We start from the raw sequence: 26,148 nt of genomic DNA, 5'->3' as shown, positions 1-26,148 counted from the left end.
CTTGCGGCTGCAATTCCTCCAGCTCCTCTGTATCTGTAATCTTCAGACAACCAAGTCGATAGGCCTCCCATTGGATTTTGCAATAGGATGGTCAAAAGAACAGTTTGGCCAGGAAATGCAGAATCGGCCCAATGATGAACATATCGGAGTCGGCGGCCCACATGGCCGTATCCGGCACTGTGGAGGCGATAAAGAACCGGACCATCAGGAACTGTCCCCAGGCAACAATCGTCGAAGTGATGAAACCGCCGATAACGGCCCCGCGAACACCGCCTGTCGAATTTCCGAATACCCCTGCTGTCGCTCCGTGGAAGAATAATACAATCATCGTTGGTACAAAAATGTAAGCAACGGTGTTGCCAAGCACCAGCAGCCAGATAATCGCACCCGCAAAAGCTCCCAGGAAACCGAGAACAACCGCATTTGGCGCATAAGGATAGACAACCGGCGCATCCAGTGCCGGTTTGGCACCTGGTACTAGCTTGGTAGCTATCCCGTTAAAAGCTGGCACCAGTTCGCCTACGAACATCCGGACTCCCATCAGAACGATTGCGATTCCGCCTGCGAAAGTGAACGATTGGATGATGGAGTAAATTATAAAGTTCTGGTCACCGGATTGTTGCATCAGTTCCGCAGCGGCCGGCGTGCCCTTCATCGATAAAATAATGGCCCCGATGAGGAATAAAACTCCCATGCTGAGCGCAGTAATGACGTTGGAATCGCGAAGAAACTCGAGGCCTTTCGGCACTTTGATTTTCTCGGAATCGTTGTTTTTGTTGCCAAACCATTTGCCGAACAAAGCTGCCAACAGCGCAACCGAGGCTGAGGTGTGACCCAGCGCAATACTATCGTTGCCTGTAATTTTACGCAGGAACGGCTGAACAAGCGCCGGCTGGAACGTCCAGTACACACCAAGGACAACAGCGATCATCAGAACCAGCTTCCAGAGGGATATACCGCTGGCAGCATGAACGACAACGCCGGCAAAGATGGTCGACGTCCAGAACATCATGTGCCCGGTAAGATAAATGAATTTAAACCGGGTGAAGCGTGCCAGCAAGACATTGATCAAAAAGCCGATCAGCATCGCAAGCGTGACCGCGCTGCCGAATTTGGCATTGAACGCTTCCTGTCCGATGAAGGTGCCCAGGGTGCCGCTCTCCAAGCCGAACACTTCTTTCCACATCGGCTCGAATACGTTCAAAGCTTTCACGATGACATCAGAACCGGCCCCGATGATGAGGAAACCGATAATCGCTTTAAAGGTACCGCTTACAAGTTGGCTCGTTGATTTCTTCTGGAGCAGCAGCCCGATCAGAACGATAAATCCGAGCAGAATGGCAGGCGTTCCAAAAATGTTGGTGGCAATCCAAAAGAGTACGTCCATAAGCCCTCTCCCCTTCTAAAATGGTTTATTGCAACTCTTCCAATTTCTGTTTGATTTCGTCATTATCGAAATAGTTGTTGACAATAAGGATCTTGGCTGCATGTCCTTGAAGCCCTTGTGCCAATTCATTGCTTGTCAGGATATAGTCGGCAGCGGTTCCCGAGGCTGTTGAGACGTCCGTATGCTCAACATCGGCATGAATTCCCATGCCCCTCAGCACATTCTCTACATTCATTCTCAGAATCAAACTCGTTCCTTGACCCAGACCGCACACGCATAAAATTTTCATAATTCGCTCCTCCTAATGAGTTGTTGGATTGTTTCCACATCAGCTGCAAGCTTGAATTGTTCAACATTATCCGGACTGCTAAGCAAAGTGGTCAGCTTGCGCAGCATGGCGATATGCTCCGAACTTGAGGAGCCGCCGAGCGCAAAGATAAGCTGTACCGGATCGTTGGCAGCATGGCCAAAAATAACGGGCTTTCTCAAGCGAAGCAGCGAGACCGACGCTTCCTTCACCCCGTCCTCCGCGCGGGCATGCGGAAGCGCAATATGTGGCGCAAGCACAAAGTACGGGCCTTTGTCACGGTAAGATTCCACCATGGCGTCAGCATAACGTTCTTCCGCTGCTCCCGCTTTTGCCAGCAGCCCGCCTGCCAAGCGGATCGCTTCCTCGGCCGTTTCGGCCTCAACATCCAAGGCAATGAGTGACGGTTCCAAAAATTTCATTCTCATCTCTCCCGAATCCGGTATTCTAATTGGTGCTATGACCGGTTTGTATTTGTTTCAGTATCTGTTCTGTGGTCTTGGCCTCTTGCAATCGGATCAAATTTTTCTCTACTCTGAGCAGGCCCGTCAGCTCCGCCAGGGCTTTCAGGTGGGATTCGCCATCAATAGCCGCCAGTACCAGGACGACCCGGACCTGGTGGCGGGCTTCCCCCGAGAATGCGACGGGGCGTTCCAGCCGCAGCAGGCTGATGCCCAGCCGTTTGACCCCATCCTGCGGCTTTCCATGCGCAATCGCGATGCCTGGTGCAATGACGATGTAGGGACCCAATGCCTCCACCTTAGAGACCATTGCATCGATGTAATTTTCATCGATGTACCCGTCTTTCAGCAGCGGATCAGAGGCTTCACGTATGGCGCTTCGCCAGTCCTTCGTTTCTTGTCTCAAAGTGATCATCCGCTCTGTGAGCAGGTCTGACAGAGCGGGTTTGCGCGCTTCGCTAAGCCATGTTTTCCCTGCGGACAAGTAGTGGCCTAACTCCTCTGCAAGCCCCGATTCATCCTTCACAGCCGCGTATTTATGGACAATGTCCAGCAGCGCTTGTACCGTGTGAACCTGAGTCCTGGATTTACGGCCGGAAACCATGTTGATCCGGTTCAGCAGATGCTCCTTATCCTTATCGCTAAGAATCGGATTCACCAAGAGAACCGGCACTTTGCTGTCCGGCAGTGGTACCGTTGAGAAAATAAAATCCACATCTTCCTCGGAGAACGATTCGAATTGTCGCAGCGACATAACTGCCGTGATATCCACAGATGAGAACAGGTTCTCCAATTGCGATTCCAGCATCCGCGAGGCGGAAATCCCGTTAACGCAGACGATGGCTGCTTGCCGCCTTACGGCCGGCTTCGTATTCTCTCTGCGCAGCCAGCCGCCGAAATGCATGGCGAGGTAGCCGATTTCGTTATCGTCAAGCTTGCGTCCCACCAGCTGCTCAAACGGTGCCGCCGATCGGCGGGTCAGCTCGAATACTTCTCTGTACTTGGACAGAATATTTTGAAGCAGCGGATTCTCCAGACCAAGCCCGTACAAGATCCGATAATAAGCCGGTTTCAAATGAACAAGCAGATGCTCCTCCATCACTTCCCGATTCGGCAGAAACACGCAGGCATACCGTTGGAAATCATCCGTCATCTGCCTGGTTGCGTTACGAAGCTGCTTCAGCACTTCTTCGGAACCGGTCAACTGGTCCATCCGATTGACCCTTGCTCCGAGCAGATGCATCGTAAAGTAGCAGACTTCCTCATCCGGAATCGATACACCGAACATTGGGCCGAGCGCTTCTGCCATATGGACAGCAGCTTCATACTCAGGCGTCCTCCGAAGCACGCTTCGTTCATCCTCGTCTATCGAAATCAACTGCCGGGCCTGAATCCGCCGGATATACAACAGGAAGCGTGCTGTCAAATGCTGCAGCATCTCGTCCGTCAAATCGGCTCCGAGCGTCGTCTCGCTATCGGAGATCAAGAGATAGACCCGCTTCAGGTCTCCGGCTCTCATCGGCGGAAACAGGATCGGGATAAGATCGGGGCTCCCTAATTGCTGGTTCAGGCTAAACGACTGCTCCCAGTCCGCGTTATCGAACATTTGCCCAAACTGATAACTCAAGCTCTTCCGCTTGTCCCGCTCTGCCCCGTGAATACCATACCCCTGCTTGCGGTCATAGGTTACCTCAAGTTTCGCCGCCTGCATCTCCGATCGGACCTTATTCAGATCCTTTAGTGCGGTTCCTCGGCTCACCTGCAACAATTCGGTCAGATGATGAACGAAAATCGGTCCCTCTGCAGCCAACAGATAAAGCGATGTCCAGGCCAGCCTTTCTCGCGGGGACAAATAGTACTGCTGGGCTTGGGGTTTAGCCGTCAGCTGCAGAAGATCGGCCCGACTTTCATCAGGCAAATAGTAGCCTGCCGTCCTGACATATTTGACAGGTGGAAGATGAACCGCTTTTAACCAATCGTTTATTTTTTCCATATCATAGTAAACGGTTCGCCTGGAAATACCGAGCTTCTGCATCAGTTCCTCCAGCGATACATAATCGGCAGCCTCATGAAGCAGTGTCAAAATCTTGGTGCTGCGTTCATCCAGAATACGGCATCAACTCCTTTGCCGTTTAGTGTCGTGCTTATTGCAACTTGATTATACCTAGAGGCTATAAAGGAAGGACAGTTCAATTGATGGAGAGCCTTTTGTGCAAAAGTGGACGCAAGTGTTTAATACTCCCCGGTAACAGCACTCTTGGCCTTGGCTGGATTCTTTACTGCCATCCCTAGGAATGTTGAGCTGCGATCGAAGACAGCACTCCTTCGAATGATCAGGTCGACAGCCATCTAAGCCTGCGCCGTACACCCATTGCGCGCACAAGGAGAAATGTGCGATGTACGTCTGTGGATATCCAATCCTGCACATGGCATATCGCGGTGGCATATCGTGGGGGCAATCACGGCAGCATTCGGTTATTCACTTATCCAGCAGCAAAAAAAGCCGCCGGCGTACAATATCTGTCAGATTGAAAATGCGGAACCATAAGAAGCCACTTTAAGGCTCATATGTCAAAAATGACATTTCAATTTTAGAGAAAAGTAACCCAATTGCTTGCCAATGTGACTATGATGTAGACTATGAATTGACATAAAAATACATGTATCTTACATGGCTAAAGGAGTGGATCTACAATGAACTTGAATGTTTCAGCCAAAAAAGCATGGGCCTCTATCGCGATCGCAGGTGTTATCGGCATAGGTACAACAATGGTAAGTGGCCTGGTTCCTCCAGCACATGTGGCACAAGCCGCAGCGGCGGCAAGTCAGAATAGCGAAGATGCTGCACAAGCCCTCAAAACATTGAACAGCTTCTATAAACCTGCCTTGAAAGGCCAGTTCCCCGGATCTGTAAGCAATCTGACGGTGGGAAAAACGACGCGGAAAGAGGTTATTAAAGCGATTGGCGAGCCTTCGGAAGCGCGCAAAAATGCCAGCGGCTATGACATTTACAATGCAGAAATGGGACATCCCGGCTACGCCTTCTCCTATAAATCCGATAAAATCCGCGAAATCCGTTATTTTGGCACCAATGTAGAGCGGCAAACAAATATCGGTGGAATTACTATGAGCATGCTGAAAAAGAATTGGTTTGCTCCTAATTCCACAACGACCATCAAGAACGGCAAGCTAAAGCAAACGAAGCTTACTTATATTCGTGGCGAATATAAATTGGAATTTATTTTTAACAGCAGCACTGATCTGGATCACATCAATCTATTGGCCAAATAAGTGATGCCTATGGGCAAAATGTATTTTGACCCTGAATAAGTGCTATAATATAGGCGTTTAAGATAACTTCCAAATTTCACTACCGGGAAAGGAGAGGTATTTATGAATACCCAACAATTTGAGAGAGTTCATTCCGGGAAAGGCTTCATTGCAGCCTTGGATCAGAGCGGCGGCAGCACGCCCAAGGCTCTTCTGCAGTACGGAGTTCAGGAAGAAAGCTATTCCAATGAGGAAGAAATGTACGTATTGGTTCATGAGATGAGAACGCGGATTATTAAGAGCCCGGCCTTCAACTCAGAGCATATTCTGGGTGCTATTCTGTTCGAGAATACGATGGATCGTACGATAGACGGGATGCACACGGCTGACTATCTTTGGGAAAAGAAAGGTATTGTACCTTTTCTGAAGATTGATAAAGGACTGGCTGAGCAAGAGAACGGTGTTCAGTTGATGAAGCCGATGCCTGAGCTGGACAAGCTGCTGAAGCGGGCGGTTCAACGCAATATCTTCGGGACGAAGATGCGCTCTGTAATTCATGAAGCCAATCCGGGCGGAATCAAGAAGGTCGTCGAGCAACAATTCGCCGTCGGCAAGCAGATCATTAAGGCCGGATTAGTACCGATTATCGAACCGGAAGTGGATATCCATAGCAAGGATAAGGAAGTGTCTGAACAGCTATTGAAGGATGAGATTTTGACTCAATTATCCAAGCTTGATCCAGATGACAGAATTATGCTGAAGCTCTCCATTCCAACGCAAAATAATTTCTACAGCGACTTGATGTCTGATCCGCATGTCGTAAGAGTCGTCGCCTTGTCCGGCGGCTATTCCCAAGCCGAGGCTAACGACAAACTGGCCCATAACCATGGACTGATTGCCAGCTTCTCTCGCGCTCTGTCCCAGGGATTAACTGCACAGCAGAGCGATGAGGAATTTAATGCGATGCTTGCCAAATCGGTTCAGGACATTTACGAAGCTTCTATTCAATAAATACCCTATCAATCATTTTCTTATAGACTCAATCACAAAGGCCGGGCATACCTCTAGAGGCATACCCGGCCTTTCATCTTTAGATGATATTCGGTTAATTATTAGTAACCCAGGATACTCTTCGTATTATTGAAAACCTCATTAGCCATTTGGGTGTAATTCGTACTTCCATTGGCTTCCGTAGTGGATACGAAATTATCCCAGTTCGTTAGAGGCTCTTGACCCGTAATAAACTTCAGGGTCATTGTACTGATATAATCCATCAGCGGAGTCGAGATCATATTCATTTGCTCGCTCTGGTCAGCCGTTGCCATGATCGGCGGCTGGATCGGACGCGGCTGACGGTATTTAAAGATACGGTTATAGTAATCCTTTTCTCCGTCTGTGAACTTCGACCATCTCAGGTCGTTAGAACCGCCATAAGCAAATACGCCTCCACCAAAGCCAAAGTCAACATTCAACTTCTTGGGAGCGGTAGGATTTATTCCATTATAAGTAATATCCGGATTCAGTACGATAGTACCGTCCGCATCCTTAGTATAGGTTTCCCCTTCAACACCCCATAAGCTGAGCGTCTGTCCTTCATCAGAATACCAGAGCCAATCGACAAAGCGCAGCATCTTGATAAACTTTTCTTCGCCCAAATCATTAAGCGCATTTTGTGAGATCATAATACCGTTCTCCAAGCGGGAGTTTTCAACCTGCAGCAGGCCTTTCGGTCCACCCGGCTGAACAATCATATACAACTCAGCGTTCGGGTCCTGCATTTTGGCTTGATAATCGACCATTAATTGGTAATTGGCATTAATCACATAGCTGTCGCCTTTGAAGAACTTGGCTTGAGCTTGATCATCTTCTTGTGTAAAGGACTCAGGATCCATCAGCCCTTCCTTGATCAGCTTATTGAAATACGTTACAAATGCTTTGTAATCCTCCGAGGCATCCGCGAAGTAAAATTCCTTCTTGTCCTCGTCAAATTTCAGGCCGTTGGCTTTACCCCAGCCAGCTGTTACCCCGTATTCTACAGCAGCAATATTCAGGCTAGAATCGCCTTTGAATGCATCGGAGAATACATATTTGGCCCCGGTATACTCTTTTACTTTCTTCAGAGCTTCATAGAAATCCTCATAGGTCCAGTTCCCTTCCTGAGCTGCTACATCAACGCCCGCCGCTTCAAAGACGTCTTTCCGAATAGCGTAGGAATATCCGCTACCCGCTCCTTCCCACATGCCAGGAAGAACATAATATTTACCGTCTGCCTGCAGTTTGGATTTTAAATCCGCTTCAAGTCCCCAGTCTTTTACAGCCTTCATATAGTTCGGCATATATTGTACATAATCGCTAATAGGTACAATTTGTCCGCCAGCAACAAATGGAGTCTCATCATAAGTTTTAGGAATGATATAAGGAGCATCGCCACTGTTGATAATCAGTGCCTTTTGGTTATCATATTCTGTTCTGGCTGTAAGCGACAAATCAAAGCTAACATTCGTTTTTTCCTTAATTGAACTCCAGAGTCTCCAGTCCTTTTGGTAAGGATAGTTCTCGTGGTCGCTATACATCATGGAATAGGTGACGGGTTCGTCGGAATGGAAGGTTTGATCCTCCCCAAATTGGTAATCCAGCGTTGCTTCTGTACCTTTATTGTCAGCTGAATTGTTTGGTGTGTCTGTAGCCGGCGGCGTATTGGATGCCCCTTCGTTTTTGCCCCCACCGCAAGCGGCCAAGCTGAACGCCAAGACTATCACCATAAGAACCCCTATTGCTCTGTTAAACTTTTTCATAGCCTTCCTCCTTCATTATTTTTGAAGCTTAACCCGGCTTTATTTTTCTGGCTAAGTTAAGGCTCCCTTTATATTACGGAGATTACTGCAACGCGAGGTTTCACGTGTGCAGAATTTCCGAACATAAACCGCTTACCCTTTTACAGAACCGATCATCATCCCTTGTACGAAGTATTTCTGCACGAAAGGATACACGCAAATGATCGGCAATGAGGTCAGAACCATCGCGGCAGACTTTACCGTCGCGGCTATCTGATTTTGCTGTTCGGCGGTCGCTCCGACTTCCGTTGGGCTGATTGCATTCTCAATGAGCTGGCGCAAATATAAAGCTACAGGCCATTTATCCTTCGTCTGCAAATAGAGGGAAGGTCCGAACCAGCTGTTCCATAACCCTACGACGACGAATAACATAATCGTTGCCAGGATCGGTTTGGATAGCGGAAGCGTAATTTTCAGGAATATACCAAATACATCAAGTCCGTCCACCTTGGCTGCTTCCTCCACTTCATTGGGAAGGCTGGCAAAAAAGGTCTTCATCAGAATCACGTTAAAGGCGCTAATCGCTCCCGGAATGACGATCGCCCAGATGGTATCCCGCATTGCCAACGTTTTTGCGATCAAAATATAATTGGGAATCAACCCTCCGCCAAAGTACATGGTAAAGATGACGAAAGGGATGAAAAATTTATTCATTCTCAACCGATCCTTCGACAGCGGGTAGGCCATAACTGCCGTGGCAGCTACTGAAATCACCGTCCCTACTACGGAGTACACAATGGTATTGCCGTAATAACGGAAGAAATCCGGCTTGCTCAAAATAACCTGATAGGTTTGAGAGGTGAAGTCTACCGGATAGAAGCTTACCTTGCCTGCGTATACGGCTGCTTCCGAACTGAAGGACTGGGCAACCAAATAAACAAAAGGATATAAGGTCATAAATACGACCAGAGTCATAACAATGGCATTAAAAATTTGAAACGCGCGATAGGAAAATGATAGCTTCAAGTCGTCCGCCTCCTTCTACCACAAGCTTGATTTTGTCGTCTTCTTGGATATTTGGTTCGCTGTTGTGACCAAGATCAAACCAAGGATGCCTTCGAATAACCCGACTGCGGTAGCGTAACTAAAGTTACCGCCCTTAATCCCGAGCCGATAGACATATGTGGAGACAACATCAGCTGTTTCATAAATTAAAGGATTGTACAAGAGCACAATTTTCTCGAAATTCGAGCCTAAGATGCCGCCAATATCCAAAATTAATAACGTCATAATCGTTGGCAGAATTCCGGGGATCGTAACATGCCAGGCTAGCCGGAAACGGCTTGCGCCATCTATTTTGGCCGCTTCATACAGCTCTGTGTTTATTCCAGTCATCGCGGCCAAATACAAGATTGTTCCCCAGCCAAGTCCTTGCCACAGGCCCGAGGTGACATATATTGTCGGGAACCACTGCGGCAAAGAAATGAAAGGAATCTTCTCAAAACCGAAATTAGCCAGAATGGCGTTAATCGGTCCGGACATCGAGACCATTTCCTTGATCATACCTGCGACAATAACCATGGAAATGAAGTGTGGCAAATAAGACACGGTCTGAACGAATTTTTTCAGCCTCAGCTTGACGATTTCATTAAGCAGCAAGGCAAATCCAAGCGTTAATGGAAACTTGAAGATCAAATAGGATGTACTAAGCACCAGATCGTTCTTGATCGCTCTCCAAAAAGATGGATCCTTAAAGAACATTTTGAAATAAGTAAATCCGACCCATTCTGTTCCGAACAGATTAGGTCCCCCCCTGTACTTTCGAAAAGCAATAATATTGCCGAACATCGGGAGATACTTGAAAATAAGAAAGTAGATGACCGGGATCACCAGAAATGAATACAGCTTCCATTCCTTTCTAACATGCTTCCATAACGGTTCTAAATCCACTGTCTTATTGACGTGCTTCCGTAGTGGCTCTATTCCTGTTTCATTGTTACGGAATGCCATACCATCACCTTTCCTTCATGCATATTGTCGGTTCTATCACCCAGATTGAAGTTCTGTCTTGCTCTTAAACTTCTATATTCAGCTCTGAGGTCAGCTTGAATTCCGCCGGTTGCTTCCCTGTAAGCGCACAGCTTCTACTATCCGGACCAGAGCTGCCTACATATACGGCATATGATCCGGGCCGCACTCTTCTTCTGCCCTCCTCATCGTACAGAGCAAAGGCCTCAACGGGCAGGTGAAGTGTTAATTCCATACTCTCCTGCGGCTGCAGGTGAACTTTGCGGAACGCTTTGAGCTGAGCATTCGGCGTTTCTTCCCACTCCGCCTTGACATATACTTGCAGTACTTCACCACTCGCCATACTACCTTCATTCTTGATCGTAGTCGTTATCGACACACCTTCTTCCTTAATCCTTTCTTGATCCATTTTCGTATTTAAAATGGTGAAATCTGTATAGGACAGTCCGTATCCGAAAGGATACAACGCTTCTTGCTCCATGTAGCGGTAGGTCCGATTTTTCATCGAATAATCCGTAAATTCCGGCAATTCCTCTGTCGTCCTGTAGAATGTAATCGGCAGCTTCCCTTCTGGCGAGAACTCCCCGAAGATCGCTTCGGCTATCGCGCGGCCCCCCTGTGCACCCGGATACCAGCCCTGAAGAATAGCTGGCACATATTCATCAGCCCATGGGATGGCGAGGGCGCTGCCGGATAATACAACCAGAACGACCGGTTTGCCGCTCTCATAGGCCGTTCGCAGTACCTGTTCCTGAAGTCCTGGCAAGTTCAAATCCCTCTTGTCCCCACTGGCATACTGGTTACCGGTATCGCCCTCCTCGCCTTCCAATCCGGCATCCAGTCCCAAGCAGACGATAACGACGTCGCTTTCCTTGCAAACCCCCTTCACTTCGGCGCTCCGGTCATTCTTTAGCCCCAGACCACTTATTTTTTCATGATGTAAATGACAACCCTCGGAATATAACACACGGGCACTATCCCCTACATAATCCTGTATACCTTCAAGAATTGTGATATATCGAGATGCTGTTCCTTCGTAATTGCCTTCGAGCGCTCGCCGATTATTTGCATTTGGACCGATAACCCCGATCGTAGTCAGCTTCGATTTATCTAAGGGCAGCAGCCCATTCTCATTTTTCAGCAGCACCAGCGATTCCCTCGCCGCTTTGCGGTTTAATTGCTGCATCTCCGCTGAATCCACTTCAGTGTATTTTATCGACGCAAACGGAACTATCTCCTGTTCATCGAACATCCCCAGCTTCATCCTTGTCGTGAAGAGGCGGATAACCGCTTGGTCGATTTGGGCTTCGTTTACAAGTCCTTGCTTGACCGCATCGAGAAGGAATACGAATAGACTTCCGCAATTCAGATCACAGCCTCGATTTACCGCCAGTGCAACTGATTCAATCGCGTTAGCAGTAACCTGATGATGCTCGTGGAAATCCCGGATCGCCCAACAATCCGACACGACATGACCATCAAATTGCCATTGGCCTCTCAAGATTTGCTCAAGCAGCAGCTCGCTGCCGCAGCATGGTTCACCGTTGGTCCGATTGTATGCGCCCATCACGGCCTCTACCTTTGCTTCTTCAACGCAGGCCTGGAACGCCGGCAAATAGGTTTCATATAGATCCTGAGTGGAGACCACGGCATTGAATTGATGGCGCAAATCCTCAGGTCCCGAGTGGACGGCAAAATGCTTCGCGCAGGCAGCAACCTTTAAATAATTCTCATCATGGCCCTGCAGGCCTTGTATAAAACGGACTCCTAATCTTGAGGATAGATATGGGTCCTCTCCATAGGTTTCATGCCCTCTCCCCCAACGCGGATCACGGAAAATATTCACGTTTGGCGCCCAGAAGGTCAGTCCTTTATAAATATCCGTATCCTCAAATTCCTGCTGCATATTGTACTTCGCTCGAGCTTCCGTTGCGATCTTATCTGCGACCTCTTCCAGAAGCTCCTCATCAAAAGTAGCTGCAAGCCCAATTGCCTGTGGAAAAACCGTTGCAACCCCTGCCCTCGCAACCCCATGAAGCGCTTCATTCCACCAGTTATAGGCCTTCACATTTAAGCGCTTGATCGCCGGTGCGGCATGCAGCATTTGATGCACTTTCTCATCAAGGGTCATTTGCGCGACCAAGTCCTCGGCTCGTTTCTTAAACTTTAAAATTTTATCGCTGTTATTAACCATTTCTGTCATAGCACACCATCTTTTCCCGTTTTTTAAAGTAATCAAAATAATTGGCAAAAACAATATTTGCATGTTATGATTTGCTTGCTAAACAGTCATTTTGGTGCTTTAATTCATTTTAGATTTAAATGTATGCGGTTTCATAGGCTATATTATAACGACTTTATGTTTGTGGTTCTTCGTGAATTTAGCTCTCGACTTCTCAAATATTGCTAAATTTGTGCTAAGTTCACTTAAGCAATTGTTGGTGGGGTCTCTTTGATTGGATTAGGTTTGTCAATTATCTGACCAAAGTAAAGGATGGGATGCTAATGATTGAGTTTCTGAACGGAGCCAAAGAAACCGTCTCATATCGCGAACATTTTGGAATACGTATTTATTTGAACCAGGAGGCTGAGGATTATCCAATCCATTGGCACACGGCTGCGGAAATTATTATGCCGCTCGAAAATGTTTATACGGCCGCTATCAACGGTACGAAGTATGTGCTTCATCCCAATGATATCCTCGTCATCCCTTCGGGGGAGCTGCATGAACTTTTTGCTCCAAAATCGGGCAAACGGATCATTCTTCAATTCGACTGGTCCCTGCTGTATAACTTGGCCGGATTTGACTCGACATTCCATTTGCTTCGCCCTTGCCTAATCGTTACTTCCAGTGAGAATGAAGAGCTGCATGGCGTTTTGAGACCGCTTCTGGAACAATTAATCGATGAATATTTCAGCAGCTCGGTACTGAAGGAAGCCTCTGCTTATTCTCTGTTAATTCAGCTCTTTGTAGTGCTTGGACGAAACTTCATGAACCAGGAACATCGCCTTTTAAACAGCAGCAGCCAGAAGCAGCACAAATATATCGATAAACTTCTGCAGGTTTGCAATTATATGAACGAGCATTGTACTGAGGATATTCAGGTCGAGGATCTTTCGAAGCTGGCTGGCTTCAGTAAATTTCACTTCATGCGCTTGTTTAAGCAATTTATAGGAATGTCTTATTACGACTATCTCAACCAGCATCGAATCATGCATGCGGAAAAACTGCTGATTGACCCTAATTTATCCGTGATGGAGATCGCTATGAGCTCAGGCTTCGGAAGTCTGCCCACTTTTAATCGGGTGTTCAAAAAATATAAGAAGTGTACTCCCACTGAGTACAAATGCCTCCAAGGCAACCATCCGCCGCGGTAATAGATGCCTAAAATACACTGGATAAAGGAGCTTAACTCCGATGAGTCAGAATACAAAATTCAACAATGACTGGTTTTTTGCCAAAATGCCTCTTCATACAAAGCTTGAGACGGTATTGTCCGGCAGTATAAGTTGGTCCTCTGTCACCCTGCCCCATGACTGGCTAATTTATGACACACATCATCTGTATGAAAGTGGAGAGGGCTGGTATCACAAGACCTTGTTACTGAACGAGTTAGTGCCAAATAACTACATGTCGCTTTGTTTTGAAGGCGTCTATATGGACTCTTCTCTCTATGTTAATGGCCATCTTGCCGGGACCTGGAAATACGGATATTCCACTTTTGAAATAGACATCACTCCCTACATAACTTCAGGCAGCAATGAAATATATGTCCGGGTCGTTCATGAATCTCCTAACTCGCGCTGGTATTCAGGGGCGGGAATCTATCGAAATGTATGGTTGAAAACTTATTCCGAAGCTCATATCGTTCCTTACGGGATTTATATCTCGGCGCAGAAGCAGCAAGATGACAGTGGCTCCTGGACCGTAGAGATCGATACTGAACTGAGATTACGCGAGGTTTCAAGTCCGGCAGCGATGAGGAAGACGATGATTCAGCATACGATTCGGGATGAAGCCGATGTGAAAATTGCCCAGATAGAGACTGAAGTTGCATGGGAAGACGGACAGACAGTCCCCATTCCCTCTTCTATTTCCGTCCGTAGGCCAATACTTTGGGATCTCTCGCAGCCCTACTGCTATACACTGAAAACCGAGCTGTTTGTCGAAAATAAACTGGTGGATACCGAGATCAACCGCTTTGGCTTCCGAACTATGGAATTTGACAGCCAACGCGGCTTCTTCCTCAACGGCCAGCCGGTTAAGCTTCACGGCGTTTGCCAGCATCATGATCTCGGTTGCCTGGGCGCTGCTGTGAATAAAGCAGCCCTGCAGCGACAGATTTCACTCCTGCAGGAAATGGGTGTCAATGCGATCCGCACCGCTCATAATATGCCTGCCGTTGAGCTGATGGAGCTAGCCGATCAAATGGGCGTGTTGATCGTCTCGGAAGCTTTTGATATATGGGAACGCCCAAAGACAACCTATGATTATGCGAGATTTTTCCCGGAATGGTGGAAAAAAGATGTAGCGAGTTGGATTCGCCGGGATCGAAACCATCCGAGTATGCTCATGTGGAGCATCGGGAATGAAATTTATGACACCCATGCCGATGAGCGAGGGCAGGAATTAACGCGGCTTCTCCGAGATGAAGTGCTTCTGCACGATCCGAAAACCAATGCGGTGATTACGATTGGCTCCAACTATATGCCTTGGGAAAATGCTCAGAAGTGTGCCGACCTGGTCAGGTTTGCCGGCTATAACTACGGGGAGAAGTACTATGATCTCCATCATAAGGAGCATCCGGATTGGATTATTTATGGCAGCGAAACCTCATCTACAGTGCAGAGTCGCGGAATCTATCACTTTCCACTGTCCCAGTCGGTGCTGTCCGACGACGATGAACAATGTTCTTCCTTAGGCAACAGTTCTACCAGTTGGGGAGCGAAGAGCACCGAGCGCTGTATTATGGATGACCGGGATGCCGTATATTCACCGGGTCAATTCATATGGACCGGCTTCGATTATATTGGCGAGCCAACGCCCTATCATACGAAGAATTCATATTTTGGACAGTTAGATACAGCTGGGTTCAAGAAGGATTCCTTCTACATCTATCAGGCGGAATGGACGGATTACAAAGTAAGTCCAATGGTTCATATTTTCCCGTATTGGGATTTCTCCACAGGTCAGATGATCGATGTTCGCGTCTGCTCGAACGCTCCGCGGATCGAATTATTCTTTAACGAAGTATCGCAAGGCATCGTTGATATTGATCATAAGTACGATCACAAGCTATTGGGAGAATGGCGGATTCCGTATCAAAAAGGGGTTCTGCAGGCGGTAGCCTACGATGAAAATGGCGCTCCGATTGCAACGGATATGAGATCCTCCTTCGGGGATGCGGCATCCCTTGTCATGATGCCCGACAGAAATACGATAACGGCCGATGGCTCTGACCTGATATTTATTGAAATTTCAGCCGTCGATCAGGATGGGATTCCGGTGGAAAATGCAAATAACCGTGTACATATCACGGTGGAAGGTTCCGGAAGACTTGTTGGCCTCGATAATGGCGATAGTACCGACTATGATCAATATAAAGGGACGAATCGCAGACTATTTAGCGGCAAGCTGCTAGCCGTCATTGCCAGCACCGCTGAGACCGGCTCCATTAGGGTTCATGCTGAATCCAGGGGGCTGAATCCTGCCGAGCTTGTCTTGATGGCCACTCCCCCGCAACCTTCAAAGGGTATAGCTCATGAATTATCGCTATATAGTTACACAAATGCAAATGCCGAAGAGCTGGAATCTCAGGCGCTGTCTAAGACACATGAACTTCTGACTTCTGAAATTCCGATACGCAAGCTGGAGATTATTTGCCCGGCAGGGAATCAATTATCAAAGGATAACCGATCCCTGCCGGTTAGGGTTCAGATCCATCCGAGCAATGCTACTTATCAAGAGGTTCAATGGAGAGTTACCAACGCAGGCGGTATAGATGCAAATATTGCTGCCCTAGATGCGAACGGGCACGAAGCGGTCATTACAGCTCTGGGCGATGGGGATGTCTATATCCGCTGCGCGGCGACAAATGGCTCCGATCATATCCGCCTCTACGCCTTGATGGAGTTCCATATCAGCGATCTGGGTCAAGCCTGCTTAAATCCATATGAGTTTGTATCCGCTGGCTATCATAGCGAGTCCAGCCTGAATTTGACAAACGGCAACGATCGTGGGGTTGCTACAGGTAGAGATGGAGAAAGCCGGATTTGCTTTGACAAGATCGACTTCGGAAGCTTCGGTTCCGATGAGATCACACTGCCTATCTTCTCGCTTGATGATACGGAGTTCCCTATTGAAATATGGGAAGGCATCCCTGGCGAGGCCAATGCGGCCTTGTTGACTACGGTAACCTATCAAAAACAGTCCATATGGAATGTCTATCAGGAGGAGACCTACCGTCTGCCCCGACGATTAAAGGGGGTTACCTCCCTCTGCTTCCTTCTGCGGCGTAAAATTCATCTCAAAGGCTTCAAGTTCAAGAAACCGATGAAGGCGTTCGAACCGTTAAGCGTGCTTGAGAATGATCGTATCTATGGTGATTCCTTTGCCCTAACGGAAGATTCGATAGAGAAGATCGGCAACAATGTATCGCTGGTGTTCGAGGATATGGACTTCGGGGAAGCGGGAAGCAACAAGCTGGTCATTTGCGGGCACTCCCCGCTCGACATGAACACCTTGCATATTCAATTCAGCGGTCAAGATGGGGATAGCAGGCAGATTGTGGAGTTCGCTTATTCCGATGATTATTGCGAGCGGGAGTTCATTTTGGAACGGATAACGGGTTTTCAAACAGTAACCTTTGTATTCCTTCCAGGCAGCCAGTTCGATTTTAAGTGGTTCCAGTTTCATCGATAAGCTTTTATTTAGGTTGATTCGAATTCTCCAAAAGGAGGATGGTACAAGAGAGGAATTGTGCAAAGAAAGCAAACTGGCGGAATACGAAATTGAATCCATCCATATGAATATATTCACATTTGGGAGACACCAAACCGGTTGGCCCGTGAAGCATACAAACGAAATGAACCGCGGGGAATTTCAGCAAGTATACGGCAGAAGCCCGAACGGTCAAAAATATAGGCAGCCTATCCTCTCGGGCAAGCAAAGGGGTGTCTCCAAGCTGAAAAAACAGCTTGTGAGACACCCCTGCAATTATTAATTCACCTTAGTAAAATACCACTTCTGCGCATCCGTTCCATTATCGTTCCATTGCTGCACGACTGCTCCGTCAGCCGTTGAGGATCCGGATACATCCATTACAAGCCCGCTAGCTTTAGACACTAGCTTGTAATAACCTCCGCCGACATCAACCAGCTTCCATCGCTGCGCGCTGGTGCCGTTGTCCGTCCATTGCTGTAGCTGTACGCCTCTTGTGGTGCTTGAGCTAGGCACATCCAACACCTTGCCGCTATGCATAGCCGTGAGTTTATAATATCCATCCCCTGTACTCTCCACTTTGAAGCGTTGGTTGCTCGCGCTGTAATTCGTCCATTGCTGCATTTTGGCGCCATCCGCTAAGGAGACATCGGTTACATCCAGCACCTTGCCGCTTACCTTGGAGGCGAGCGTGTAGATGCCGCCGCTGATAATATTCGATGAATTGGACTGTTGATATACCCTTACATAGTCAACAAGCATTTGGGACGGGAAAGGCGTTGATCCGTTCGGACTACCTGGCCAGTTGCCGCCGACGGCCATATTTAACAGAATGAAGAACGGCTTCTGAAATTCCTCGGTATTTCCCGTTCCGTTCTGAATGTAAATTTCGTTGTACTGGTTGCCATCTACAAACCAACGGATGTAATTGGCATCCCATTCTATGCTGTACGTATGAAATTGCGAGAAATCCAGATTGCCCGATATATTCCCGTAACTTGCATAGCCGTTCGCATCCCAGTGTACGGTTCCGTTCACATAAGGATTGTTGTTAACCCGCTCCATGATATCGATCTCACCGCTTGCCGGCCAGCCGACAGAAGTTATGTTCGAGCCGAGCATCCAGAAGGCGGGCCATAACCCTTGACCTGAAGGAAGCTTGATGCGGGCCTCCACCTTGCCATACGTAAAATTCTGCAGGCCTTGTGTCTTGATTCTTGCCGAGGTATAGTTCATTCCCCCATACGATTCCTTCTGCGCAGTAATCACCAGATTACCACCCGTTACCTGCAAATTTTGCGGCCGGCTTGTATAATACTGCAGTTCATTATTGCCCCAACCGCCACTGCCGGTACCAATCTCAGCCGTCCAATTGGCGGAATTCAAGGATGAGCCGTTAAATTCATCGCTCCAGACCAGGTTCCAATCAGCTGCACTTGTCTTCATCGTAGGCACAAAAGCAATCAGGAGAGTAAACACCAGAAATAAACACAGTTTTTTCCCATGTCTTAACATGACACTCGCTCCTTTGTTTGGAAGATTGCCTTGCTCATCTACACACACGCCCGCGCAGCGTGTTTTGGACCCTAAACCGGTTTCGAATTATGCTAAATGATAGCGCTATCTTTAATGTCATTTCCATTATAAGGGTATAACTGTTGCTATTTCAACTTATTTTTTATATTTTTGGTAAAATAGAGAAATCTATTTCAAACGGCCTCCAAACGGATGGCCTCACGTATAATACACACTGCTGTCCCCTCATACTAACAATAGAAATTCCAACCAGAAGGATGTGGATCATATGAACGGACTAATGCAGTTCAATTTTTGGGAAATGATCTGGAGGACGACGATCACTTTCCTCGTCCTTCTCACCCTGGCCAGACTCCTCGGGGAAAAGCAGCTCGGACATCTTACCTTTTTCGATTATGTTACCGGCATTACGGTGGGCTCTATCGCAGCGGAGATCGTCGTTAGAAGAGACACTCATTTTCTCAACGGCATGGTAAGCTTGATATGGTGGGCTATTCTGGCGATTCTCATAAGCTATATAAGCTTGAAATCAAGTAAAGCCCGGATTTTAATGGACGGACAGCCGAAGATTATTATTAAACAAGGAAAAATCATGAGGGAAACGCTGAAATCGACCCGATTAAATCTGGATGATTTATGTATGATGCTGCGGGAGAAAGATGTGTTCAGTATACAGGACGTTCACTACGCTATCCTCGAACCTGATGGAAAAATCAGCGTGCTTAGAAAGGAGTTCAAACAGCCTGTAGCCAAGGGGGATCTGAACCTTCCTACTCCAAACTTCACTTATTTGCCTTCCGAGATCATTTCAGATGGAAAAATAATTAAAAAGAACTTAAAGGAATTAAACCTCGACGAAGCTTGGCTGCAACAAGAACTGCAGATAAAAGGAATCCATTCTGCCGAAGAAGTGTTCTATGCCGAGGTGCAGAGTGACGGATCTCTGTTTGTTGATCGATATTAAATCCCCTCTTTACTTTTGCTATTTCCGGTGTATAATGCGGATACAAGTTTAATATTGCCTTTAAGGGACGTCGTTTACGATTATGCGTAAACAACGTCCCTTTATTTCGTGTATGGAGGTTAAAACCATGCTGGAGCGTCCAGGGCTTACGCTTATTGATCGAGCTATTATTATCAACGCCGATGACTTTGGAATAACACATAGTACAAATCAAGCCATAGCGGAATTGTTCGAAAATGATTCGATCACCTCCTCTTCCCTCATGGTGCCGTGTGCCGCAGCCAACGAGGTACCTGAATTATGTGCCATGAATCATAAGATCAAGGTCGGAATCCATCTGACGCTGACTAGTACAGAGAACTATTCATTAAAGCCTGTATTTCAAGAGTATAATCTGGGCAGTCTGGTTACTGATGAAGGCTTCTTTCCAAAGATCTTGTATCTGTCGAGAAGAATGCAAATCCCATTCAGGTAAAGGCAGAATTGGAGGCGCAAATATTATGGGCCCTTTCACATGGAATTGAGGTTACCCATTTGGATAGCCATGCCGGTTCAGTGATGGGTCTGGCGACAGGTCGTGATTTTCTTGAGGTTGTATTCGATTTATGCGAGAAGTATGAATTACCTTTTAATTTACCTTTACGGATAATAGATCAGCCTTCCTTCAGCAGAAGTCAAAAAAAAATTTTTGAACAAAGGATTCTTTCTGCGAAACGTCGTGGAATCGAATTCATTGATGATCTGATATCGCTCCCCTATTCTCTTGAACCCCGAGAAAATTACGATCAAATGAGAGACTGGTTGATCCGGCAGATTAAGTACTGCAAACCAGGTATTACACAAATCGTAGCCCACCCCGCCAAGGTGACAAAAGAGCTTCAGTCTCTGACTCCGCATTTCGAAAAAAGAGGGCTTGAATTTCTCCTATTTAACGATCCGCTAATCAAGCACACGCTTCAGAATAACCACATAAAACTAATATCATGGGAATATTTACGTTCCCTGCAGCGATCCAAGAAGCCGCCGTATTGACTTATTGGCAAATATACGTTAATTTTCAGACTAGCAGCACTGAATAGAACGCAATCGGAAAGGAACACGCACATGATTATATCTGATTATTCCGTAAAGTTTGAAGCTTTGCCTTCTTATAACCCTGAGCTTAAAAATGTGGTCGTTCTGGCGACCGGCGGGACGATTGCCGGCAGCGGAGAAGCGCATAAAACATTGAACTATGAGCCAGGTTCATTGCCTATAGAACATCTTCTGGACAGTGTGCCACATCTGAATGAGATCGCCAATTGCAGCGGCTTACAGATTAGCAATCTGTGCAGCGCTGACATTACTGGCTCGCACTGGCTGACCCTTGCTACCCTCATCAATGATCTGGCCCAAAGGGAAGATGTTCATGGTTTCGTCATTACCCATGGGACGGATACGCTTGACGAGACATCTTATTTCCTGAATCTTGTCGTCAAGACTGACAAACCCGTCATTATTACCGGTTCCATGCGCCCGGCTACCGCGATTAGCGCGGACGGTCCGCTGAACCTGTTCCAGTCCGTTGCACTGGCCGCGAATCCGGAGGCAATTGGCCAAGGAGTCATGGTCGTATTTGCAGAAGGCATCTACAGTGGCAGGGATGTGCAAAAGGTGAACACCTTCAAGGCAAATGCTTTTGACGAACGGGACTTCGGCTGCCTTGGCTATATGCGGGACCAGCAGGCTTTCTTCTACACCCGCTCGCTGAAGAAGCATACAACGGATGCCCAATTTGATATTTCGCAAATATCGGAACTGCCCGCAGTCTCTGTCGCTTATTTCCATGTCGATGCTGATCCGGGAATTCTGGATTATCTGGCTACGATCTCCAAGGGGATCGTCATCGCCGGCGCTGGCGGAGGCATTTACAGCAAGCCTTGGATCGATCGGGTCCGGGCTCTCAAGGACAATAATATTCCGGTAGTTCGCTGCTCGCGCATTTCCAGCGGGATTACTCTCAAGGATGCATATATTGACTTATCTGCCAATTCTATTCCTTGCAATAGCCTTGTGCCGCAGAAAGCCCGGATCCTTCTCTCTCTTGCGCTGACACAAACGACAGAATATCATGAAATTGCAGCCATGTTTGATGAATATTAATCGGGTTATGATCAATAAAATATACAAAGGCAGCCCTAATTTAAGCGGGCTGCCTTTTTCATTTACATAAACTGTTAATTGCGAAAATACTCTCTTAACGTAAATCTCCTACTATTAAACTTGTAGAACATACCTTAGGAGGGAAAATATGAAATCACATAAGACCAAATTGAAGCAAACCCTTGCAGCGACTGCCGCAGCAGCCATTCTCATCTCCGGTGCGATTTCCACACAAATCGCAAACCATGCAGATGCCGCATCCCCGCTCACGAAAAATGTCATTCTATTCGTTGGAGATGGAATGGGTACGGCCCAGCGCAATGCAATCCGATTGGCAACCGTTGGCCTTGAGGGCAAGCTGGCCATGGATGATATGCCTTATACGGGTCTAGTTCATACAAGCTCCACCGTTCCGGTAACAGATTCTGCTGCAGCCGCAACCGCTTTTGCCAGCGGCGTTAAGACATACAATGGCGCGATCGGCATGAACGCGGACAAGAAGAAAGTCAAGACGATTATGGAATATGCCAAGGAAGCCGGGAAATCGACTGGCGTCGTAACAACCAGTCAGGTAACGGATGCAACGGGCGCAGCCTTTGGCGCACATGTGGAGGATCGCTCCAAGCAGAGCGATATTGCTCTGCAGTTCATCACCGAGAGCAAGATCGACGTCATCCTCGGTGGTGGCGAGGACTTCTGGTACCCTGCCGGAAATCCCGGCAAGTTCAAGGATGAGCCTGCTGAAGATCCTTCCGAGAAGAGCAAGGGAACTCAAGGCAACCTTGTTAATAAAGCGAAGCAATTAGGTTATACCTATGTTTCCAGCAAAGAGGAGCTGCAAAAAACGAAGAGTGGTAAGCTGCTTGGCTTGTTTGCCAATGAGGAGATGTTCCAGCAAAATCCGGAAGGCGAAGGCGATATTTATAATCCGGTCGTCTCTCTGCCTGATATGACGAAGAAAGCACTGGATACCCTCTCCACCAACAAGAAAGGATTCTTCCTGATGGTTGAAGAGGAAGGCACGGATGAATTTGCGCATGCCAATAACGCAAAAATGACGATCAAATCGGGCCAAGAGCTTGATAAAGCCGTTAAAGTTGCTAAGGAATTCGCCAAGAAAAATCCAGATACGCTCGTCCTTGTGCTGGCCGACCATGAGACAGGCGGCTTCTCGATCGAACCTGTGGACAGTGAGGATGAATCAGGAGATGGCATTTCTCAGGAGGACGGTCCTTTCGCTATCGCTAAATCGAAGCAAAACTTCGTGGTGGACTGGACGACATCCGGACATACGGCTGTGGATATTCCATTAACGGCAACAGGTAAAAATGCCGAACTATTCTCTGGAATCTACGAGAATACAGAGGTATTCAGCAAGCTGATGCAAGCTCTCGGACTAAAAGCGAAGAAATAACTGTGACGGACTCACTTTGAATAGCCCCTATGACAAATAGCCCTTTCGTCGCTTGAATGACGCGAAGGGCTGTTTTTTATGCTTATTTAGGCCATAATGTGATATGTACATATATTTTAATCAAAGGATGAACACGCCATGAATCTTGCATCACTGCCAGCCACCCTTACAGAACTGAAGCTAAGAAGCTGTCTGATTAGCAAGCGGGGCCAGCTTATATTCGAATATTACAAAGACACGAACATCCGGGGCCAAATCGCCAAGATCAACTCCTGCACCAAAAGCATTTTATCCGCTCTAATCTGCATCGCCATGGATCAAGGGGCCGTTCCTCCTCCAGAAACGGCGATCTCGAAATACTTCCCGGAGCTTGTCGTCAAGGCGAAGTTTGATGGCATCCGGATAGACGAGCAGTCCAGCGGGGGCAAAATATCAAATGCTCATAAGCTTGAGATCACGATCGAGCATCTATTAACGATGTCTGCCGGTTTTGATTGGACAGAGTTTGGCGGGCAAAATTCATTTCCGAAAATGACCCGAACGCCGGATTGGATCGATTTCGTGCTGAATCAACCCCTCTCTGACCTGCCCGGGGCAAGAATGGAGTATAATTCCGGAGTCTCACAGCTATTGTCCGCTATCCTGGTCCAAGCCACCGGCTTGTCCGTTGCTGAATTTGCCGAGAAGCATTTATTCAGTCCGCTCAGGATCGAGTCCTATAAATGGGAGACCGACCCTCAGGGGTTCCACACCGGCGGCTTTGGATTATGGCTTCGACCTGCTGATATGTTAAAGTTTGGACAGCTCTATTTACAGCAGGGAATCTGGGAGCATCAGCAGATCATCTCGCCGGAACTTATCGCCCGATCCGTCAGGCCTGCTCTTCCTGCTGAAGCGCCGCGGCGTGGGTTTTATGGCTGGCACTGGTGGGCGGATTCCTTGTCTTCGCTGGATTACTTCTATGCACGCGGCTTCGGCGGCCAATTCATCCATGTCATTCCCAGCCTTGAAATCGTAGTTGTACAGACGCATGATAATCGCAAGAAGAAGGAACAGCCGGATATTTTTCGCGAATATATTTTACCGTTGTTGATCGAATGACGCTTCCTTGCTGTTCACCTAATGCCCCTGACTATGCGTAGTTTGATCAGCCGAATGGCTCTTGAGGAAAGATACCCAGGCTCTCCGATTCGTAAATAGCAAAATGGCAAAGTTAATCCCCCAAATGTATAACAAGGGCATGGAGAAATGGATTAGCGCAATATAGATGAGGATTATAAGAAATCCGGCAACCACCTGGAAGCCGTCCGCCTCCCTTGGGTTCGCCCTGCGGCTTGGTAGCCATCTAAAGCAGAGCTTCATTAAAGCTAATACGAGTGCATAAGCCAAAGCCCCCTCAAACCTGGTCAGTGCACTCCACACCCCAAAGGTCACAGCGATCGCTTTGCCGCCCTTGAATTTCAGAAATGGGGAGAACACATGCCCCAAAATAAAAGCGGGAGCGACATAAACCGATTCATAACCTTGAATTAATCCGGTCTGCAACATTAAGAGTAAGGGAAGATACCCTTTGGCAAAATCGAGCACAACGCCCAGCAGCCCGAGCCTATATCCCGCCGCATGCCATAAATTAAAGGCACCCGGATTGCCGTCCCCTTCTCTTCGTATATCTTTGCTGGCTGCCCTCCCCAGCCAATAAGAGAACATCAGCGAGCCGGACAAAAATGCCGTAACGGTCAACAAGATGGTCATGGCTAGGACCTGCCCCTCACCTGGATTGCCCTGCCTTTCCACGACACAGCCCCAATAAATACAACCTGATAGGCCGAATACAGCAGCACAACCAGAAAGAACAAGGTTGATAAAATATGAATGAACGGCATCAGCTTTCCGAACTTCCCTACGTACTGAATTAAGTAAAAAATTTGCAGTGTATATATCACATAACCGGCCAGTGCAGCCAAAAGCCAGGCTTGGTTGCCCCAGAGAAACAGGAAGCTCTCGGACACGATGAGTCCAATGAGCCATAACGCAACCAATACGGTGGTTGATGCAGCCAAATTGGCAGTGCTGAGAACAGCCCCTTTTCCAAAACCCTGTAACTCACTTTTGATCCCGCCCGGATACATTCTGAAGGAGACAAGATCATGCCCCAGGAAATTGACCACCGGAATTCCCGCGGCCCGATATTTTGCCCCTAAGTTCAGATCGTCCAAAATTTCCGACTTGATTCCGTCATGTCCCTGAACCGCTTCATAGTCCGCTCTGGTCGTTATGATACAGGAACCGTATAACCCGGTTTGTTTGCTTTTGCGTTCAAAAGGAGACGTAAAGGCGAACACGCCGAGCACATTTGTAATCATAGCTAATCGCTCATAAAATTTCTCCGTATCGTGGTATGGGACAACAGAGATAACCCCGCCGGATTTGCGGCGTATTCCGAGCAGCTTCTCCAAGGCATCGGGAGCCAGCCGAATATCCGCATCCAGAAAAACGATCAAATCACCGGTACTATGCAGAAATCCGTTCCACACGGCCCAGGTCTTTCCGGTCCATCCAACGGGCAGCTCCGGATTATCGACCACCTTCACGCCAAAACCAACTGCAATTTCTCGAGTTCGATCCTCTGAACCATCATCGACAACGATGATCTCATCTGGTTGATAGCTCTGCTTAAGTAGGGAGCTGAGAATATGCGGCAAGTTCGCTTCCTCATTTCTGGCCGGGATAATAACGGAAACCCGTTCATCTCGTGCATAGGTTTCTGTGCTTTGCGGGACTGTGTTTTTTCGGAACAGCACAAACCCTGAGATGCATCCCAAGACAACAAAAATACAAATCGCTATCACCAAATCGATCCCCCCAATCAGACAGAAACTACTTACTGCTTGAACAAGATTAGTTATGTATACGCGACATGGCAGT

Annotated in this window: 21 protein-coding genes; 10 read left to right on the top strand and 11 right to left on the bottom strand. The window is 47.6% G+C overall.

The annotated features are described in order from the left end of the window. Positions 1 to 91: 91 nt before the first annotated feature. Genes DMN77_RS03355 through DMN77_RS03340 form a run of 4 tightly spaced genes read right to left on the bottom strand, consistent with a single transcriptional unit; the run spans position 92 to position 4,262 of the window. Positions 92 to 1,387: a PTS ascorbate transporter subunit IIC gene (locus DMN77_RS03355; RefSeq protein WP_179013508.1), complete on the bottom strand. Its 1,296-nt coding sequence runs from the start codon at positions 1,385 to 1,387 to the stop codon at positions 92 to 94. A 25-nt stretch (positions 1,388 to 1,412) separates the two neighbouring features. Next, on the bottom strand, positions 1,413 to 1,676 hold the full coding sequence (locus DMN77_RS03350) for a PTS sugar transporter subunit IIB (protein ID WP_068780944.1): 264 nt from the start codon (positions 1,674 to 1,676) through the stop codon (positions 1,413 to 1,415). After that, entirely contained in the window at positions 1,673 to 2,116 is a 444-nt protein-coding gene (locus DMN77_RS03345; protein WP_068780943.1) for a PTS sugar transporter subunit IIA, read from the bottom strand. Before DMN77_RS03345 ends, DMN77_RS03350 begins: the two co-directional genes overlap by 4 nt. Before the next feature lie 25 nt (positions 2,117 to 2,141). Then, entirely contained in the window at positions 2,142 to 4,262 is a 2,121-nt protein-coding gene (locus DMN77_RS03340; RefSeq protein ID WP_256872225.1) for a BglG family transcription antiterminator, read from the bottom strand. A gap of 587 nt (positions 4,263 to 4,849) precedes the next feature. On the opposite strand from DMN77_RS03340, the gene DMN77_RS03335 reads away from it, so the two are divergent. Further along, positions 4,850 to 5,446, top strand: a complete 597-nt coding sequence (locus tag DMN77_RS03335) for a YjgB family protein (RefSeq protein WP_179013505.1) — start codon at positions 4,850 to 4,852, stop codon at positions 5,444 to 5,446. A gap of 102 nt (positions 5,447 to 5,548) precedes the next feature. Beyond that, positions 5,549 to 6,436, top strand: a complete 888-nt coding sequence (locus tag DMN77_RS03330; RefSeq protein ID WP_179013503.1) for a fructose bisphosphate aldolase — start codon at positions 5,549 to 5,551, stop codon at positions 6,434 to 6,436. Between the two features lie 101 nt (positions 6,437 to 6,537). Here DMN77_RS03330 and DMN77_RS03325 read toward each other — a convergent pair whose 3' ends face one another. The 4 genes from DMN77_RS03325 to DMN77_RS03310 all read right to left on the bottom strand — a co-directional run bounded on the left by DMN77_RS03325 (position 6,538) and on the right by DMN77_RS03310 (position 12,430). Further along, complete coding sequence (locus tag DMN77_RS03325; RefSeq protein WP_068780939.1) at positions 6,538 to 8,220, bottom strand: ABC transporter substrate-binding protein; 1,683 nt, start codon at positions 8,218 to 8,220, stop codon at positions 6,538 to 6,540. A 132-nt stretch (positions 8,221 to 8,352) separates the two neighbouring features. After that, the gene (locus DMN77_RS03320; protein WP_068780938.1) at positions 8,353 to 9,225 is read right to left on the bottom strand and encodes a carbohydrate ABC transporter permease; all 873 of its coding nucleotides are present in this window, start codon (positions 9,223 to 9,225) and stop codon (positions 8,353 to 8,355) included. A 15-nt stretch (positions 9,226 to 9,240) separates the two neighbouring features. Beyond that, positions 9,241 to 10,209 carry an ABC transporter permease gene (locus DMN77_RS03315; protein ID WP_068780937.1) on the bottom strand — a complete coding sequence of 323 codons (969 nt, stop codon included), beginning with the start codon at positions 10,207 to 10,209 and terminating at the stop codon, positions 9,241 to 9,243. Positions 10,210 to 10,273: 64 nt separating this feature from the next. Further along, complete coding sequence (locus DMN77_RS03310) at positions 10,274 to 12,430, bottom strand: glycoside hydrolase family 3 C-terminal domain-containing protein (RefSeq protein ID WP_256872215.1); 2,157 nt, start codon at positions 12,428 to 12,430, stop codon at positions 10,274 to 10,276. 302 nt (positions 12,431 to 12,732) lie between these two features. Here DMN77_RS03310 and DMN77_RS03305 point away from each other — a divergent pair, with 302 nt between their 5' ends. Both DMN77_RS03305 and DMN77_RS03300 read left to right on the top strand, forming a co-directional pair. Then, positions 12,733 to 13,605, top strand: coding sequence for an AraC family transcriptional regulator (locus DMN77_RS03305; RefSeq protein WP_068780935.1), 873 nt, complete (start codon positions 12,733 to 12,735; stop codon positions 13,603 to 13,605). A 40-nt stretch (positions 13,606 to 13,645) separates the two neighbouring features. After that, positions 13,646 to 17,149, top strand: coding sequence for a glycoside hydrolase family 2 TIM barrel-domain containing protein (locus DMN77_RS03300; protein ID WP_179013501.1), 3,504 nt, complete (start codon positions 13,646 to 13,648; stop codon positions 17,147 to 17,149). Positions 17,150 to 17,446: 297 nt separating this feature from the next. Here DMN77_RS03300 and DMN77_RS03295 read toward each other — a convergent pair whose 3' ends face one another. Then, positions 17,447 to 18,682 carry an RICIN domain-containing protein gene (locus tag DMN77_RS03295; protein ID WP_179013500.1) on the bottom strand — a complete coding sequence of 412 codons (1,236 nt, stop codon included), beginning with the start codon at positions 18,680 to 18,682 and terminating at the stop codon, positions 17,447 to 17,449. A 289-nt stretch (positions 18,683 to 18,971) separates the two neighbouring features. Here DMN77_RS03295 and DMN77_RS03290 point away from each other — a divergent pair, with 289 nt between their 5' ends. The 6 genes from DMN77_RS03290 (at position 18,972) to DMN77_RS03265 (ending at position 24,324) form a co-directional block, all read left to right on the top strand. Beyond that, a complete protein-coding gene (locus DMN77_RS03290; protein WP_179013498.1) occupies positions 18,972 to 19,667 on the top strand; it encodes a DUF421 domain-containing protein in 696 nt (231 codons plus the stop codon). Positions 19,668 to 19,794: 127 nt separating this feature from the next. After that, positions 19,795 to 20,142 (top strand): ChbG/HpnK family deacetylase, encoded by a 348-nt coding sequence (locus DMN77_RS03285; protein ID WP_179013497.1) that lies wholly within the window; start codon positions 19,795 to 19,797, stop codon positions 20,140 to 20,142. 8 nt (positions 20,143 to 20,150) lie between these two features. After that, the gene (locus tag DMN77_RS03280; RefSeq protein WP_179013495.1) at positions 20,151 to 20,699 is read left to right on the top strand and encodes a ChbG/HpnK family deacetylase; all 549 of its coding nucleotides are present in this window, start codon (positions 20,151 to 20,153) and stop codon (positions 20,697 to 20,699) included. 72 nt (positions 20,700 to 20,771) lie between these two features. Next, positions 20,772 to 21,809 carry an asparaginase gene (locus DMN77_RS03275; protein WP_179013493.1) on the top strand — a complete coding sequence of 346 codons (1,038 nt, stop codon included), beginning with the start codon at positions 20,772 to 20,774 and terminating at the stop codon, positions 21,807 to 21,809. A 148-nt stretch (positions 21,810 to 21,957) separates the two neighbouring features. Continuing rightward, positions 21,958 to 23,223 (top strand): alkaline phosphatase, encoded by a 1,266-nt coding sequence (locus tag DMN77_RS03270; RefSeq protein ID WP_068780928.1) that lies wholly within the window; start codon positions 21,958 to 21,960, stop codon positions 23,221 to 23,223. A gap of 138 nt (positions 23,224 to 23,361) precedes the next feature. After that, positions 23,362 to 24,324: a serine hydrolase domain-containing protein gene (locus DMN77_RS03265; protein WP_179013491.1), complete on the top strand. Its 963-nt coding sequence runs from the start codon at positions 23,362 to 23,364 to the stop codon at positions 24,322 to 24,324. Positions 24,325 to 24,342: 18 nt separating this feature from the next. On the opposite strand, the gene DMN77_RS03260 is transcribed toward DMN77_RS03265, so the two are convergent. Together DMN77_RS03260 and DMN77_RS03255 are read right to left on the bottom strand one after the other, a co-directional pair. Beyond that, a complete protein-coding gene (locus tag DMN77_RS03260) occupies positions 24,343 to 24,975 on the bottom strand; it encodes a glycerol-3-phosphate acyltransferase (protein WP_179013490.1) in 633 nt (210 codons plus the stop codon). Positions 24,976 to 24,977: 2 nt separating this feature from the next. Next, a complete protein-coding gene (locus tag DMN77_RS03255) occupies positions 24,978 to 26,069 on the bottom strand; it encodes a glycosyltransferase family 2 protein (RefSeq protein WP_179013666.1) in 1,092 nt (363 codons plus the stop codon). Positions 26,070 to 26,148 lie beyond the last annotated feature (79 nt).

Source organism: Paenibacillus sp. 79R4, assembly GCF_013393165.1.
In the GTDB taxonomy this organism is placed as follows: Bacteria; Bacillota; Bacilli; order Paenibacillales; family Paenibacillaceae; genus Fontibacillus.
This window is presented reverse-complemented; position numbering and strand designations above follow the sequence as displayed.

Coding starts and splice junctions, on each gene's coding strand:
- DMN77_RS03355 (WP_179013508.1), bottom strand. CDS start 1,387: ATGGACGTACTCTTTTGGATTGCCACCAACATTTTTGGAACGCCTGCC.
- DMN77_RS03350 (WP_068780944.1), bottom strand. CDS start 1,676: ATGAAAATTTTATGCGTGTGCGGTCTGGGTCAAGGAACGAGTTTGATT.
- DMN77_RS03345 (WP_068780943.1), bottom strand. CDS start 2,116: ATGAAATTTTTGGAACCGTCACTCATTGCCTTGGATGTTGAGGCCGAA.
- DMN77_RS03335 (WP_179013505.1), top strand. CDS start 4,850: ATGAACTTGAATGTTTCAGCCAAAAAAGCATGGGCCTCTATCGCGATC.
- DMN77_RS03330 (WP_179013503.1), top strand. CDS start 5,549: ATGAATACCCAACAATTTGAGAGAGTTCATTCCGGGAAAGGCTTCATT.
- DMN77_RS03325 (WP_068780939.1), bottom strand. CDS start 8,220: ATGAAAAAGTTTAACAGAGCAATAGGGGTTCTTATGGTGATAGTCTTG.
- DMN77_RS03315 (WP_068780937.1), bottom strand. CDS start 10,209: ATGGCATTCCGTAACAATGAAACAGGAATAGAGCCACTACGGAAGCAC.
- DMN77_RS03310 (WP_256872215.1), bottom strand. CDS start 12,430: ATGACAGAAATGGTTAATAACAGCGATAAAATTTTAAAGTTTAAGAAA.
- DMN77_RS03305 (WP_068780935.1), top strand. CDS start 12,733: ATGATTGAGTTTCTGAACGGAGCCAAAGAAACCGTCTCATATCGCGAA.
- DMN77_RS03300 (WP_179013501.1), top strand. CDS start 13,646: ATGAGTCAGAATACAAAATTCAACAATGACTGGTTTTTTGCCAAAATG.
- DMN77_RS03295 (WP_179013500.1), bottom strand. CDS start 18,682: ATGTTAAGACATGGGAAAAAACTGTGTTTATTTCTGGTGTTTACTCTC.
- DMN77_RS03290 (WP_179013498.1), top strand. CDS start 18,972: ATGAACGGACTAATGCAGTTCAATTTTTGGGAAATGATCTGGAGGACG.
- DMN77_RS03285 (WP_179013497.1), top strand. CDS start 19,795: ATGCTGGAGCGTCCAGGGCTTACGCTTATTGATCGAGCTATTATTATC.
- DMN77_RS03275 (WP_179013493.1), top strand. CDS start 20,772: ATGATTATATCTGATTATTCCGTAAAGTTTGAAGCTTTGCCTTCTTAT.
- DMN77_RS03270 (WP_068780928.1), top strand. CDS start 21,958: ATGAAATCACATAAGACCAAATTGAAGCAAACCCTTGCAGCGACTGCC.
- DMN77_RS03265 (WP_179013491.1), top strand. CDS start 23,362: ATGAATCTTGCATCACTGCCAGCCACCCTTACAGAACTGAAGCTAAGA.
- DMN77_RS03260 (WP_179013490.1), bottom strand. CDS start 24,975: ATGACCATCTTGTTGACCGTTACGGCATTTTTGTCCGGCTCGCTGATG.